The organism is Pantoea sp. GM01 (assembly GCF_000282675.1).
In the GTDB taxonomy this organism is placed as follows: Bacteria; Pseudomonadota; Gammaproteobacteria; order Enterobacterales; family Enterobacteriaceae; genus Pantoea; species Pantoea nemavictus.
The window spans coordinates 88,237-101,949 of record NZ_AKIU01000036.1 but is presented as its reverse complement, the minus strand read 5'-3'; the positions used below and the strand labels follow the sequence as shown (position 1 = coordinate 101,949).

Below are 13,713 nucleotides of genomic sequence, written 5' to 3'. Positions count from 1 at the left end.
CCACCACCACCGAATATTCTCCCTCTTCAATTAAATCCCCAAACTTATATTTTGCTTCGTGAGAAGGATGAGAAGCTTCGACTGAAGGTTCGAGTCGAACAACGTGAGACAACGCGCTTCAGCGCGGCCCGAAGGGTAAGACGCATCGCGTCGAATAATCCTTCTCCCACCACCACCGAATATTCTCCTCTCTCAGCTTTAATCCTTGTTTTCTCTCTCTACACATCATGACATTTACCTAAAAACTCGTTACCATCCCGCCATACTTTTGCGGATAGAAATGGCAGCGAAATGAAATTTGTCTCTTTCAACATCAACGGCTTGCGTGCACGTCCTCATCAATTAGAAGCGCTGGTTGAGCAGCATCAACCCGATGTTATTGGCTTGCAGGAAACCAAAGTGCATGACGATATGTTCCCGCTCGAGGACGTCAGCAAACTGGGCTATCACGTATTTTATCACGGGCAAAAAGGTCATTATGGTGTCGCACTGCTGACGAAAGCGGAGCCGATAAGCGTGAGCCGTGGTTTCCCCGGCGATGAAGAAGATGCGCAGCGTCGTTTGATCATGGCGGAAATCCCCAGCCCGATCGGCGATATCACCGTAATTAACGGCTATTTCCCACAAGGAGAAAGCCGCGACCACCCCACCAAATTCCCCGCCAAAGAGAAGTTTTATCGCGATCTGCAAAGCTATCTTGAGCAGCAATTAGCCGTCGATAAACCGGTGTTGATCATGGGTGACATGAACATCAGCAGCACCGATTTTGATATCGGCATTGGTGAAGAGAGTCGCAAGCGTTGGCTGCGCACCGGTAAATGTTCGTTCCTGCCTGAAGAGCGTGAATGGATGGATCGCTTACTGCAGTGGGGGTTGGTTGATACCTGGCGCGACAAATTCCCGGCAACCAACGACCGCTTCTCGTGGTTTGACTACCGCTCAAAAGGCTTTGATGATAATCGTGGGTTACGCATCGATCTGTTGTTAGCGAGCCAGCCACTGGCGTCGCGTTGTATTGAGAGCGGTATCGATTACGACATTCGCAGTATGGAAAAACCGTCTGATCACGCGCCCGTTTGGTCGACGTTTAAGCTGTGAGGAAACAGCGTGGCGGTAAATCGCCACGCTGTTTTTATTTGATGATCTTCCAGATGAGTGGATTTGTGCCCAAGACTTTTTCGTCCCGTCCACATTGCAACAGCACACCTTCCGCCTTCACCACCGCACCTTCAGAATAGCTACGATTCTCATAGGTACAGCACTGCATGCAGTCGCTTTGGCGACTGTTTTTGCCCTGCGTCCACACTTCGTCAGGCATATCCACCACCACATCCGTATTGCCCATACGATTACTCTCCGGCTGGCGGTTGGCCAGCGCAGAGGTACTGCATAACAACAGTCCGCTCAGCAGCAACATTGCATAACGCATCACTCTGTCTCCTTGGTTTTGCGACGAGCCGTTTTCGGTTTAGCTCTCTTTTTTAGCCCAGGCGCAGTCAATCCGCGAAAGGCCTGTAGCGACGGACGCTGGCGTGCTTCACCAATCAACCCGATTAAGGTGCTGACCAGCGGTTGCATAAACTCATCGTAGCGGCAGGATTTTTCACTGATGCGCGTCAGCGTCGATTCCCACTGCGCCGTCATATCCGGCCGCGCAGCCATTTCAGGCAACGCATGAATCAGCGCCCTGCCCGCCTCTGTCGAGTGAATATAGCGACCTTTTTTCACCAGGAAAGTGCGGCGAAACAGTAATTCAATAATACCTGCTCGCGTCGCCTCCGTACCTAAACCATCGGTTGCGCGCAGGACTTTCTTTAATTCTTTATCCTGCACGAAGCGTGCAATGCCGGTCATAGCCGATAATAAGGTGGCATCAGTGAACGGGCGTGGCGGTTGCGTTTGTTTGGCCAGCACTTCGCCGCGCTCACAGAGCAACTCATCGCCTTTACTTACCACCGGCAATGGCGTGCCATCATTCTCCTCATCGCGCTCTTTGCTGCCTAATAATGCGCGCCAGCCGGCTTCCGCCAGAAAACGTGCTTTGGCAATAAACTTGCCGCCGCCAATATCGAGGTCAATAACGCACTTGCGGAACACCGCATCGGGACAAAACTGCATGAGATATTGGCGCGCTATCAAGCCGTAAATATTGGCTTCATTTTCGGTCAGATTAACCTTACTGGCGCGCGCGGTGGGAATAATGGCGTGGTGCGCATCGACTTTTTTATCATCCCAACAGCGGTTCTTCTGATCCGGGTTGAAGTCCGTTGGCGGTGTCAGATTAGGTTGATGGGCCTGAATCGCGTTCAATACTGCATGGCGCCCGGCAAAATGCTCATCGGGCAGATAACGGCTATCGGAACGTGGGTAAGTAATCAGTTTATGGGTTTCGTACAGGCGCTGGCAGCAATCCAGCACATTCTGCGCACTGAGGCCATAACGCTTACCCGCCTCTATCTGCAGGCCAGACAGAGAGAAAGGCAGCGGCGCGGTATCGGATTCACGTTTATCGTTGTATCCGGTGACTAGCGCAGGTTTGCCATTGATGCGCTCCAGCACATGATCTGCCAGCGGACGGTGCAGCAGCCGCCCCTCTTCATCCTGCCAGGGTTCACAGGCATCGCTCGGCACCCAGCTAGCAACAAAACGTTCTTCTTTTGGCGTAACGATGTGCGCTTTGACTTCGAAGTAATCCTTCGGGATAAAGTTCTCAATCTCTTCATCACGCCGCACCACCAAACCCAGTACCGGCGTTTGTACACGGCCGACCGACAGCACGCCATCGTAACCGGCATTACGCCCCAGCAAGGTCCATGCGCGGGTCATATTGATGCCATACAGCCAGTCAGCACGCGACCGCGCTAGCGCAGACACACAGAGTGGAATGAATTCACGGTTCTCACGTAAGCGTCCTACGGCACGCTCCACTGCCGAAGGATTGAGATCGTTAATCAGGCAACGCTGTACCGTTTGGCGTTTTTCTGGCGCGAGTTGCAGATAATCCAGCACTTCATCCACCAGCAGTTGCCCTTCACGGTCGGGGTCCCCCGCATGCACTACCATACTGGCTTGCTGCAACAATCCTTCAATCACTTTCAGTTGCTTCGCCACCGAGGGACGCGGCTGCAAGCGCCACTTTTCCGGAATGATCGGCAAATCGGCCAGATTCCAGCGCGCATAGCGGCTGTCATAACTGTCGGGCTGCGCCTGCTCTAGCAGGTGCCCGACACACCAGGTCACAACCTGGTCATTCCCACAGGCAATATAGCCGTCGCCGCGTCGATGCGGCTTCGGCAACACGTCGGCAATCGCACGCGCTAAGCTGGGTTTTTCGGCAATAAACAAACGCATGGATGGCGTCGTTCCTTAACGTCAGGTAACTACGGTAATCAAAGGACGATCAGATTCGGCGGCAAATAGCTCACCAATCGACGCAACTTGCACGCCTGCTTCAGCGGCACAGCGCGTGAACGCCTCGATAGCGCTGGGTTGAACCGCCACCAGCAGGCCGCCGGACGTTTGCGGATCGCACAGCAGCGCACGGGTGGCATCATCGATTGGTGAAACATGCGCACCGTAACTGGCGAAATTACGGCTGGTGCCGCCCGGCACTGCTCCAGCGGCAATATAATCATCAACACCCGCTAAACGCGGTACATTTGCCGCGTTCACCTCGGCTCGCAATCCAGAACCGTGACAGATTTCGCTGAGGTGACCCAGTAAGCCAAAACCGGTCACATCAGTCATGGCGCTAACGCCAGCAAGTTTGGCAAATTCCGCCCCGGCGCTATTTAGCTGACACATCACATCTGCTGCCAGCGCCTGATGTTCAGGCCGCAGCAGGCCTTTTTTCTCAGCGGTAGTGAGGATACCGATGCCCAGCGGTTTGGTGAGAAACAGCTGACATCCGGCCTGCGCCGCGCTGTTCTTTTTCACGCGCGCCACATCAACAATGCCGGTCACGGCCAGGCCGAAAATTGGCTCAGGCGCATCAATCGAATGGCCGCCAGCCAGCGCAATACCCGCAGCCTGACAGGCTGCCCGCCCACCGTCGACCACTTGCTGCGCCACTTCCGGACTTAGCACATTCACCGGCCAGCCTAAAATGGCGATCGCCATGATCGGTTTTCCGCCCATTGCGTAGATATCGCTAATGGCGTTAGTGGCGGCGATACGGCCAAAGGTAAAAGGATCGTCGACGATCGGCATAAAGAAATCGGTGGTGCTAACCACTGCCGTACCGTTACCCAGATCGTATACCGCAGCATCATCGCGCGTTTCATTCCCCACCAGCAGTTGCGGATCGTGGAACGGAGTCAACTCACTGCGGAGAATGGTTTCCAATATCTGCGGCGAAATTTTGCAGCCGCATCCAGCACCATGGCTGTATTGCGTTAAACGAAGAGGTTCACTCATGGCGACGTCCTTATGCGCTGATCAGAAGGCGCTATGTTAGCCTGGCTGTTCGCGGGTGGTAAGTGCTGCACGACCTAACCTCGATCTTTCGCACAGGCTCTGTGCAATCTCTGCAACAGCGCTTAACGTGCCGCAAAAGCCTGCTGCTGTCTGTCAGAAATAACTGACAAACTGCGCCGTGTCAGGCGCCACCACGGTAGTGTTGGCTTTCAACTGCGGCGTGCCCAGATAGAGGAAGCCGACAATGGCATCCTGTTCACGGCAGCCGAAGGCTTGGCGTACTGATGGATGATCGGTCCAGGGACCGCTGCGCCAGATGCCGTTGAAGCCTTGTGCCACGGCGGCCATTTGCATTGCCATCACCGCGCAACTGGCAGAAGCCAACTGTTCCCAATGCGGTACTTTGGCGTTCTCTTCACAATGCGCCACCACAGTGATGATCATCGGCGCGCGAAATGGCGCAGCCGCTGCTTTGTCGATGGCTTTCTGCTCAAGATCGCTGTCACGTGCGGCTTGTTCCAGCAATTTGCCAAAGCGGTCGCGCCCTTCATTTTCGATAATGATGAAGCGCCACGGCTGCAGCGTGCCATGATCCGGCGCGCGTAACGCTGCGTGCAGAATATTTTGCAGCGCTTCGCCCGCTGGGGCCGGTTCTGCCAGACGCGATGCCGAGCGGCGATTAACTAATAAGTCCAGTGCATCCATTATTCTTCTCCCATGAATAAAAAGCGTGGGCTAATCCTGGCACAGCACGATCTTTTGTAACAGTCTGGCGCGATTTCCTGCTGACTTTTCGCACGCCGCTCTTTAGGATGAACCCGACATCGGGGCAGACCGCGTGCTGGCTGCCCTGTTACGTGAATATGGAGAGTTTATGCGCACATTGTGGCGAATTATTTCCGGTCTGTTCCGCTGGACGTGGCGGGTGCTGAATTTTATTCGGGAATTTATTCTTAATTTATTTCTTATTGTATTGATCCTGGCGGGCGTTGGGATTTGGATGCAAGTTTCCAGTTCCAGCAACAGTGAACCCGTTCAGCAAGGCGCGCTGAAAATCGATCTGAGCGGCGTGCTGGTCGATAAACCTTCGGTCAGCAATCGTCTGAGTCGTATTAGCCGTCAATTGTTAGGCGCAAATGGCGATCGCCTGCAGGAGAACTCACTGTTTGATGTGGTGGATGCGATTCGCCAGGCGAAAACCGATAAAAACATTACCGGTATTGTGCTGGAGTTACGTGACTTCGCTGGTGGCGATCAACCTTCGCTGCAATATGTCGGTAAAGCGCTGCGTGAATTCCGTGATGCCGGAAAACCGATTTATGCGGTCGGCGACAGCTACAGCCAGGCGCAGTACTACATCGCCAGCTACGCCAACAAAGTTTACCTGTCGCCACAAGGCACGGTGGATTTACACGGTTTCGCGACTAACGGCCTGTATTACAAAAGCCTGCTGGATAAGCTGAAAGTCAGCTCGCACGTGTTCCGCGTGGGTACTTATAAATCTGCGGTTGAGCCGTTCCTGCGTGACGATATGTCACCTGAAGCGCGTGATGCCGACGGCCGTTGGGTGGGTCAGTTGTGGCAGAACTACCTGAACACCGTTGCAGCCAATCGCCAGATTACCGCCGATCAGCTCTTCCCTGGTGCTGCTGGCATTATTAGTGGCCTGCAAGCTGTTCAGGGCGATACGGCAAAATACGCGCTGAACAATAAATTAGTCGATGTGCTTGATACGCGCGCAGCCGCCGATCAGGAGCTGGTCAAAACGTTCGGCTGGGACAAAGCGAATAACGATTATCGTAGCGTAAGTATCTACGACTATAACGTTAAACAACCGCCGCAAAGTCAGGATGGGAACATCGCGGTAATCCTCGCTAGCGGTGCCATCATGGACGGTGAAGAGAGCGCGGGGAATGTCGGTGGTGATACCACTGCATCGCAGATTCGCGATGCGCGTCTTGACCCGAAAATTAAAGCGATTGTACTGCGTGTTAATAGCCCTGGCGGCAGCGTAACGGCATCAGAAGCGATTCGTGAAGAGCTAGCGGCAGCCCACGATGCCGGCAAACCGGTAGTGGTTTCTATGGGTGGTATGGCGGCTTCAGGAGGTTACTGGATTTCCACACCTGCCGATTACATCGTGGCGGCACCGAGCACGCTTACCGGTTCGATCGGTATCTTTGGCGTGATTAATACCGTGGAAAACAGCCTGAGCTCGGTTGGCGTGCACACTGACGGTGTCGCGACTTCACCACTGGCGGATGTCGCGACCACCAAAGCTCTGCCGCCTGAAGTACAACAGCTGATGCAGCTCACCATCGAGAATGGTTATCGCAACTTTGTTGGTTTGGTCGCCACTTCACGCCATAAAACGCCTGAGCAAATTAATGCTATTGCACAAGGCCACGTCTGGACCGGCAGCGATGCCAAGGCTAATGGTTTAGTTGATGCGCTGGGAGACTTTGACGACGCCGTGGCAAAAGCCGCCGAGTTGGCGAAAGTCGCGAAACCGGAACTGAGTTGGTATCAGGATGAACCGGGCATGCTCGATTTATTGCTGAATCAGATGAACGCTTCGGTGCAGGCGGTATTGCCCGCAGCGTTGAAAGTCTGGCTACCTGCTCCGATGCTTGATGTGATGAGCGCGGTTAAACAGCAGCCTGGCTTGCTTAATAATCTCAACGATCCGCAAAATCGCTACGCTTTTTGCCTCAACTGCGGCAACGTACGCTAATCTTTACAGCCCGGCCGCTGGTCGGGCTGCTTTTCGTTCGCAATCCCCTTATACTGCGCGCTTTACGGCAAGTCTGAGTTTCATCATGCAAAAGAAAAATATCTATGTAGCCTACACAGGCGGCACCATCGGGATGCAGCGCTCTGCGCAGGGCTACATTCCGGTCTCCGGTCATTTACAGCAGCAGCTGGCAAACATGCCCGAATTCCACCGGCCTGAAATGCCCGATTTTACTATCCATGAATATCAGCCGCTGATGGACTCCTCGGACATGACGCCGCAGGATTGGCAATCGATTGCTAATGATATTCAGCAAAACTACGACCTTTATGACGGTTTTGTCATTCTGCATGGCACCGATACCATGGCGTTCACCGCTTCGGCGCTCTCATTTATGCTGGAAAACCTCGCTAAGCCGGTCATCGTTACCGGTTCGCAAATTCCATTGGCGGAGCTGCGTTCCGATGGACAGCAAAATCTGCTGAACTCGCTGTATGTCGCAGCAAATTATCCAATCAGTGAAGTCGCCCTGTTCTTCAACAACACGCTGTTCCGTGGCAACCGTACCACAAAGGCACACGCTGATGGCTTTAATGCCTTCGCTTCCCCGAATCTATCACCGCTACTCGAAGCTGGAATTCACATTCGTCGACTGAATACTCCGCCGGCACCACAAGGTAAAGGCGCGCTGATTGTGCATCCGATTACGCCGCAGCCCATTGGTGTCGTGACGATCTATCCGGGTATTTCCGCTGACGTAGTGCGTAACTTCCTGCGTCAACCAGTAAAGGCATTGATTCTGCGATCTTATGGCGTGGGTAATGCGCCGCAGAATGCCGAGTTCCTCTCGGAACTACAGCAAGCCAACGATCGCGGCATTGTGGTGGTTAATCTAACGCAGTGTATGTCCGGCAAGGTGAATATGGGCGGCTACGCTACGGGAAATGCCCTGGAACACGCCGGCGTGATCAGCGGTTTTGATCTTACCGTTGAGGCAACATTAACAAAACTGCACTTTTTATTGAGTCAGGACCTTACCAGCGCGGAAATTCGTGCCAAAATGCAGCAAAATTTACGCGGCGAACTGACCGAAGATTGATACGGAGCGAAAGTAATGAAGCGGGCATTGATAATTATCGATATTCAGAACGACTTTTGCCCCGGCGGCCCAATGGCGGTACGTGATGGCGACCAAACGGTGGCCGTGGCCAACCGTTACGCGCGTGAGTTTCACGAGCGCGGCGAGTGCGTGGTGGCTTTGCAGGACTGGCATCCCGCCAATCACGGCAGCTTCGCCTCAATCTCCGGTGAACCTGTTTATACCTTGGGTGAATTAAACGGTTTAGCGCAGATTTGGTGGCCCGATCATGGTATTGAAAACTCTGTCGGTGCGGATTTCCACCCTGACCTCGATCGATCTTTGATCGATGCCGTGTTCCATAAGGGCGGCGATGTCGAGGTGGATAGCTACAGTGCCTTCTTTGATAATGGCCACCGCCGTAAAACTGAACTCGATAGCTGGCTGCGCGAGCGTGGTATCAGCGATTTAGTAATGTTGGGCATTGCGACCGATTACTGCGTCAAGTACAGCGTGCTGGATGCGTTAGAACTGGGCTATAACGTTGAGGTCGTCAAAGAGGGCTGCCGCGGCGTGAACCTGAATCCGGATGATAGCGACATTGCGTTCGCACAGATGGCAGCGCAAGGCGCGGTATTAATCTGAAAATGAGGGCTGGCAGCAACCAGCCCTTTTGCTTTTAGTGCAGGTTGATGCGCGTGACATCGGGCTCGATACCGAACTCTTCTTTCAGCTGTTTTTTCGACTTCATGACCATATCCCCACCTTTGCTGATGGTCATATGCTGTGGATCGTCATTGTGGCGCGCCTGCCACAACATGACCAGCTGCAGGCAATTATCCTTCTGCTCTTGCGTCAGGGCGACGCCATCCGGCCATTTACCGGTTTCAACTGCGGTAGACAATCGCTCATACACTTCCGGCGTCATTGCCGCCAGCATCGCTTCCAGTTCCTGTTTCATACTTAGCCCTCTTGCTGATTGCCCTGCTCATCAGTGAAGTTCAGCGAAGCGGAGTTCACACAGTAGCGCTCGCCGCTCGGTTGTGGGCCGTCCGGGAAAACATGGCCAAGATGGGCATCACAGTTGCCACAACGAATTTCCACCCGATGCATACCGTGTGAATCATCTTCCAGATAACGGATCGCATCGTCATTGAAGGGTTGATAGAAGCTTGGCCAGCCGCAACCTGAATCATATTTCGTTTCAGAGAGAAACAGGGGGGAGTTACAGACTAAGCAGTGGTAGATACCGTCCTGTTTGTTGTGCAGCAAGGCGCCCGAGAAAGGGGGCTCCGTTCCACGATGCTGAGTGACATAGCGCTGCATTTCTGAAAGCTGTGCGATTTTTGCGTCGGGTGCGGTATCTTTAGCCATTTTGAGTTCCGGAGTGTCATTCTGAAAAAATCGACTAGTATTCTAACAAACGTACAACATCTATCGGGTCTTATTTCGTGCTAACGCATCCGACCCTTCTGCCATAGCTCGATTTTGTGATGGTGATCACCCTTTGCAAAAGTCATCCCTTTTCAGCCCGCATTCGGCGTAACATAGGCGCGCAATAAGGGTGCTGCGTAAGCGATTGCGCAACGAATTATTCCTGGCGTTGGAATTGACCTGTCGCAACAATTGACACGATTCCGCTTGACGCCTGGTAAGGTTTTTGTAATTTTACAGCCAACCTTTTATTCACTAACAAATAGCTGGTGGAATATATGACTATCAAAGTAGGTATCAACGGTTTTGGCCGTATCGGTCGCATCGTTTTCCGTGCTGCGCAGCAGCGTTCTGACATCGAAATCGTCGCGATCAACGATCTGCTGGACGCCGATTACATGGCTTACATGCTGAAGTATGACTCTACTCACGGTCGTTTTGACGGCACTGTAGAAGTGAAAGACGGTGCACTGATTGTTAACGGTAAGAAAATCCGTGTTACCGCTGAGAAAGACCCGGCTAACCTGAAATGGGACGAAGTGGGTGTTGACGTTGTTGCTGAAGCGACCGGTATCTTCCTGACCGACGAAACTGCACGTAAACACATCACGGCTGGCGCGAAGAAAGTGGTTCTGACTGGTCCATCTAAAGACAGCACCCCAATGTTTGTTCGTGGCGCTAACTTTGACAAGTATGCTGGCCAGGACATCGTTTCTAACGCGTCTTGCACCACTAACTGCCTGGCACCACTGGCTAAAGTCATCAACGACAACTTCGGTATTGTTGAAGGCCTGATGACCACTGTGCACGCTACCACCGCAACTCAGAAAACTGTTGATGGCCCGTCTCACAAAGACTGGCGCGGCGGCCGCGGCGCAGCTCAGAACATCATCCCATCTTCTACCGGTGCAGCTAAAGCAGTTGGCGTTGTTCTGCCAGAACTGAATGGCAAACTGACTGGTATGGCGTTCCGCGTTCCTACTCCGAACGTTTCTGTTGTTGACCTGACTGTTCGCCTGGAAAAACCAGCCACTTACAAAGAAATTTGTGCAGTGATCAAAGCTGAGTCAGAAGGCAAAATGAAAGGCGTGCTGGGCTATATCGAAGACGACGTCGTTTCTACCGACTTCAACGGCGAAACCCTGACTTCAGTATTCGATGCTAAAGCAGGTATCGCTCTGAACGACAACTTCGTGAAACTGGTTTCCTGGTACGATAACGAAACCGGTTACTCACACAAAGTTCTCGACCTGATTGCACTGGTAGCTTCTAAGTAAGCTAATCTGTGAAACAGACAAGGGGTGACTTCGGTCGCCCCTTTTTTTCGACTGAATAATGAGAAGGTCTGACCATGCAAGATACGCTTTATACCCTGCCGGTAGTCAATCAAATCACCCCTTATCTGTCACAACGGCAGCAAGGTGATTTACCGATTGTGGTAATCAGCCATCCTAAAGTGCGCGCCGCAATTGCGTTACAGGGCGCCCACCTTCTGTCATGGCAGCCCAGCGGACAACAGCCGGTGATTTGGCTCAGTGAAAAGACGCCATTCACTAGCGGTAAAGCCATTCGCGGAGGCGTGCCAATTTGCTGGCCATGGTTTGGCCCAGCGGGCGAACCAGCGCACGGTTTTGCACGCAACATGCCGTGGACGCTAACTGCTCACGATGAAAACGAAGATGCGGTATTGCTCACCTTTACACTGGAAAGCAATGCACAAACTAAAAAGCTGTGGCCGCATGATTTCACCTTACTTGCCCGTTTCCGTATCGCTGAGCATTGTGAAATCGAGCTTGAAGCCTACGGCGATTATGAAGCCACGGCAGCGCTCCACAGCTATTTCCATATTGCCGATATCGCACAAGTTGAAGTCAGTGGTTTAGGCAATAGCTATATCGATAAGGTTAACGATAACGCCATTGGCGCATCGGAGGGTAAACAGACTTACCCGAATCGTGTGGATCGTATCCACACCGCTGCTGATGATTGTAGCGTCATTCATGACAGAGGCGGCAGACGCCAGATCGAAGTCTACCATCACTATCAAAGTGACGTTGTCACGTGGAACCCAGGGCCTGAATTGTCTTGTAGCATGGGCGATATGCCCACTGAAGGCTATAAGACCATGGTTTGCGTCGAAACCGCGCGTATTAATAAGCCGCTTAAGAGCGCTGGCGAATCACCTGCTCGCCTCGGCACCACGATTCGCGTCGTTAACAAATAAGATGATGCGGCGTTAGCGCCGCTAAACCACATCCAGTGCGGTTTTATGCTGCGGCGCAGGGAATGCGCGATCAATTATGGCGAGCTCTTCGTGAGTTAAATCGATGGTTAACGCCGCGGCATTCTGCTGTACGTGAGCTACGCTGCTGGCTTTAGGAATGGCTAAAACCCCTTTCTGACGGATCACCCAGGCCAGCATAACTTGCGCTACGCTGATGCCCTTCTGTTGTGCAATCTGCTGCAATTGCCCATCTTCAAATAATGCCTGACGCAGTCGGCCGGCTTGCGCCAGAGGGCAATAAGCCATGACTGGCACCTCGCGCTGCTGACACAGCGGCAACAAATCATACTCAATGCCACGTGAGGCCAAATGGTAGAGCACCTGGTTGGTTACACAAGCATTGCCGCCTGGCTCATTCCACAGTTCAAGCATATCGTCATGGTCAAAATTCGATACGCCCCAGTGGCGGATTTTGCCCTGCTGCTGTAAAGACTGCATCGCGCGAATGGTCTCTTCTAAAGGCACATTACCGCGCCAGTGTAGAAGATAAAGATCCAGATAATCGGTTTGCAGGCGGCGCAAACTGCGCTCGCAGGCCTCAAACGCGTCAACTTCACCGGCGTTCCAGGGGTAGACTTTGGACACTAGCCAGGCTTGATCGCGACGTCCACGCAGCGCTTCTCCAACAACGTCTTCCGCGCCACCTTCGGCATACATTTCGGCGGTATCAATGACTTTTAAGCCGTGGTCGAGCCCGGCCTGTAATGCCGCCACTTCCTGACCGCGCTGCGCGGCGTTTTCGCCCATATACCAGGTTCCCTGGCCGATAGCGGGTAAGGCAGATTCACCGTTAAATTTAATGGTCTTCATTACTCCTCCGGCTGCGCTAAATTGGGGCTCGCTAAACGTGCAATGTAAAAAAAACGCCTCAATACGAGGCGTTAATTTTAGTTTTTAGAAGCTATAACTTACGCCAGTCCAGAGTGTGAACTGGCCATCTTTATCGACCATTGGACTGTCTTTAATTTCGCTGTCGAAACGCGTATAGCGTCCTGACAAACTGGCGTTCCAGCTGTCGCTGATTTTATAGCTGGCATTCATCTCGACATACGGCGACCAGCTATCATCTGGGTGGTATTCAGAAATACCGGTACGCGCGCTTTCATGTGAAGAAACACCATAATAGTAGCGGTTCTGATTGGCACTGTTCCACAGCGCGCCAATACCCGGTGTCAGGCTGAACGCACCGAAATCAAAGCGATATAAATAAGTGATATCCCAGAGCATGCCATTGCTGTTATTAAGCACATCGCCAAGCAATGAGGTGCGCACAATGCCCCAGTCGGCGACATGACGATAGCTGGCACCCGCCATCAGCGTCATGCGGCGCTTATCCAGCCCCTTCATATCACCCAAATCGTTATCTTTAGGATCGTACTTTTGTGGCGATCCCAGCACAGTCAGCGACAGCTGATTCTGTGGGTCTTTCCACAGGTAATAGCCACCCTGCAGGCTGCGGAACCAGAAATTTTCACCTTCGTAATTAATCACTGGAATCGGCAGGTAACGGTCTTGACCACCACGATAAGGTGACTGTGCATAAATGACCGAAGCACCGAGAGATAAGGGTTCTGCATGAGTGCCGAACGCCGCAAAATAACAAGGAATAGCAACAGCAAGCGCTTTAAGTTTGAATTGGTTCACAATTTGTTCAGTCCATTAATATAACAATCACACGCAGAGTCTAACCAAATTTTTGCCATCGGTTAACGTTTAATGATGCTCTCGCAACCGCGCAACAGAATTATCTGAGGCGCCTGGTTGCCC

Annotated in this window: 14 protein-coding genes and 1 other RNA gene; 7 read left to right on the top strand and 8 right to left on the bottom strand. The window is 52.7% G+C overall.

Features of this window, described 5'->3' with window-relative positions; translation table 11 throughout:
• Positions 1 to 46: 46 nt before the first annotated feature.
• Together PMI17_RS24835 and xthA are read left to right on the top strand one after the other, a co-directional pair.
• Positions 47 to 175, top strand: a non-coding RNA gene (locus PMI17_RS24835) — RtT sRNA.
• Between the two features lie 116 nt (positions 176 to 291).
• Positions 292 to 1,098: an exodeoxyribonuclease III gene (xthA, locus tag PMI17_RS11795; RefSeq protein WP_007889716.1), complete on the top strand. Its 807-nt coding sequence runs from the start codon at positions 292 to 294 to the stop codon at positions 1,096 to 1,098.
• Between the two features lie 34 nt (positions 1,099 to 1,132).
• Here xthA and PMI17_RS11790 read toward each other — a convergent pair whose 3' ends face one another.
• The 4 genes from PMI17_RS11790 to PMI17_RS11775 all read right to left on the bottom strand — a co-directional run bounded on the left by PMI17_RS11790 (position 1,133) and on the right by PMI17_RS11775 (position 5,121).
• Positions 1,133 to 1,429, bottom strand: coding sequence for a YnjH family protein (locus PMI17_RS11790; protein ID WP_007889714.1), 297 nt, complete (start codon positions 1,427 to 1,429; stop codon positions 1,133 to 1,135).
• Complete coding sequence (locus PMI17_RS11785; protein WP_007889711.1) at positions 1,429 to 3,351, bottom strand: DNA topoisomerase III; 1,923 nt, start codon at positions 3,349 to 3,351, stop codon at positions 1,429 to 1,431. Before PMI17_RS11785 ends, PMI17_RS11790 begins: the two co-directional genes overlap by 1 nt.
• 21 nt (positions 3,352 to 3,372) lie before the next feature.
• Positions 3,373 to 4,416: a selenide, water dikinase SelD gene (gene selD, locus PMI17_RS11780; RefSeq protein WP_007889709.1), complete on the bottom strand. Its 1,044-nt coding sequence runs from the start codon at positions 4,414 to 4,416 to the stop codon at positions 3,373 to 3,375.
• A 153-nt stretch (positions 4,417 to 4,569) separates the two neighbouring features.
• Complete coding sequence (locus tag PMI17_RS11775; protein ID WP_007889707.1) at positions 4,570 to 5,121, bottom strand: NAD(P)H nitroreductase; 552 nt, start codon at positions 5,119 to 5,121, stop codon at positions 4,570 to 4,572.
• 169 nt (positions 5,122 to 5,290) lie between these two features.
• Between PMI17_RS11775 and sppA the strand changes: the two genes are divergently transcribed.
• The 3 genes from sppA to pncA all read left to right on the top strand — a co-directional run bounded on the left by sppA (position 5,291) and on the right by pncA (position 8,873).
• The gene (gene sppA, locus PMI17_RS11770; protein ID WP_007889705.1) at positions 5,291 to 7,150 is read left to right on the top strand and encodes a signal peptide peptidase SppA; all 1,860 of its coding nucleotides are present in this window, start codon (positions 5,291 to 5,293) and stop codon (positions 7,148 to 7,150) included.
• 85 nt (positions 7,151 to 7,235) lie between these two features.
• Entirely contained in the window at positions 7,236 to 8,249 is a 1,014-nt protein-coding gene (gene ansA / locus PMI17_RS11765; protein WP_007889703.1) for an asparaginase, read from the top strand.
• 15 nt (positions 8,250 to 8,264) lie between these two features.
• Positions 8,265 to 8,873 (top strand): bifunctional nicotinamidase/pyrazinamidase, encoded by a 609-nt coding sequence (pncA, locus tag PMI17_RS11760; RefSeq protein WP_007889701.1) that lies wholly within the window; start codon positions 8,265 to 8,267, stop codon positions 8,871 to 8,873.
• A 34-nt stretch (positions 8,874 to 8,907) separates the two neighbouring features.
• Here pncA and PMI17_RS11755 read toward each other — a convergent pair whose 3' ends face one another.
• Together PMI17_RS11755 and msrB are read right to left on the bottom strand one after the other, a co-directional pair.
• A complete protein-coding gene (locus tag PMI17_RS11755) occupies positions 8,908 to 9,189 on the bottom strand; it encodes a YeaC family protein (protein WP_007889700.1) in 282 nt (93 codons plus the stop codon).
• Between the two features lie 2 nt (positions 9,190 to 9,191).
• The gene (gene msrB, locus PMI17_RS11750; protein WP_007889699.1) at positions 9,192 to 9,602 is read right to left on the bottom strand and encodes a peptide-methionine (R)-S-oxide reductase MsrB; all 411 of its coding nucleotides are present in this window, start codon (positions 9,600 to 9,602) and stop codon (positions 9,192 to 9,194) included.
• 338 nt (positions 9,603 to 9,940) lie between these two features.
• Between msrB and gapA the strand changes: the two genes are divergently transcribed.
• Positions 9,941 to 10,939, top strand: a complete 999-nt coding sequence (gene gapA, locus PMI17_RS11745; RefSeq protein WP_007889697.1) for a glyceraldehyde-3-phosphate dehydrogenase — start codon at positions 9,941 to 9,943, stop codon at positions 10,937 to 10,939.
• Between the two features lie 74 nt (positions 10,940 to 11,013).
• Positions 11,014 to 11,886 (top strand): D-hexose-6-phosphate mutarotase, encoded by an 873-nt coding sequence (locus PMI17_RS11740; protein WP_007889693.1) that lies wholly within the window; start codon positions 11,014 to 11,016, stop codon positions 11,884 to 11,886.
• 21 nt (positions 11,887 to 11,907) lie between these two features.
• Here the strand turns inward: PMI17_RS11740 and PMI17_RS11735 are convergent, their stop codons facing one another.
• Both PMI17_RS11735 and PMI17_RS11730 read right to left on the bottom strand, forming a co-directional pair.
• A complete protein-coding gene (locus tag PMI17_RS11735) occupies positions 11,908 to 12,756 on the bottom strand; it encodes an aldo/keto reductase (RefSeq protein WP_007889690.1) in 849 nt (282 codons plus the stop codon).
• Between the two features lie 84 nt (positions 12,757 to 12,840).
• Complete coding sequence (locus PMI17_RS11730) at positions 12,841 to 13,590, bottom strand: MipA/OmpV family protein (RefSeq protein ID WP_007889686.1); 750 nt, start codon at positions 13,588 to 13,590, stop codon at positions 12,841 to 12,843.
• Positions 13,591 to 13,713 lie beyond the last annotated feature (123 nt).

Coding starts and splice junctions, on each gene's coding strand:
- PMI17_RS11775 (WP_007889707.1), bottom strand. CDS start 5,121: ATGGATGCACTGGACTTATTAGTTAATCGCCGCTCGGCATCGCGTCTG.
- PMI17_RS11755 (WP_007889700.1), bottom strand. CDS start 9,189: ATGAAACAGGAACTGGAAGCGATGCTGGCGGCAATGACGCCGGAAGTG.
- PMI17_RS11785 (WP_007889711.1), bottom strand. CDS start 3,351: ATGCGTTTGTTTATTGCCGAAAAACCCAGCTTAGCGCGTGCGATTGCC.
- ansA (WP_007889703.1), top strand. CDS start 7,236: ATGCAAAAGAAAAATATCTATGTAGCCTACACAGGCGGCACCATCGGG.
- pncA (WP_007889701.1), top strand. CDS start 8,265: ATGAAGCGGGCATTGATAATTATCGATATTCAGAACGACTTTTGCCCC.
- xthA (WP_007889716.1), top strand. CDS start 292: ATGAAATTTGTCTCTTTCAACATCAACGGCTTGCGTGCACGTCCTCAT.
- selD (WP_007889709.1), bottom strand. CDS start 4,416: ATGAGTGAACCTCTTCGTTTAACGCAATACAGCCATGGTGCTGGATGC.
- PMI17_RS11735 (WP_007889690.1), bottom strand. CDS start 12,756: ATGAAGACCATTAAATTTAACGGTGAATCTGCCTTACCCGCTATCGGC.
- PMI17_RS11790 (WP_007889714.1), bottom strand. CDS start 1,429: ATGCGTTATGCAATGTTGCTGCTGAGCGGACTGTTGTTATGCAGTACC.
- gapA (WP_007889697.1), top strand. CDS start 9,941: ATGACTATCAAAGTAGGTATCAACGGTTTTGGCCGTATCGGTCGCATC.
- sppA (WP_007889705.1), top strand. CDS start 5,291: ATGCGCACATTGTGGCGAATTATTTCCGGTCTGTTCCGCTGGACGTGG.
- msrB (WP_007889699.1), bottom strand. CDS start 9,602: ATGGCTAAAGATACCGCACCCGACGCAAAAATCGCACAGCTTTCAGAA.
- PMI17_RS11740 (WP_007889693.1), top strand. CDS start 11,014: ATGCAAGATACGCTTTATACCCTGCCGGTAGTCAATCAAATCACCCCT.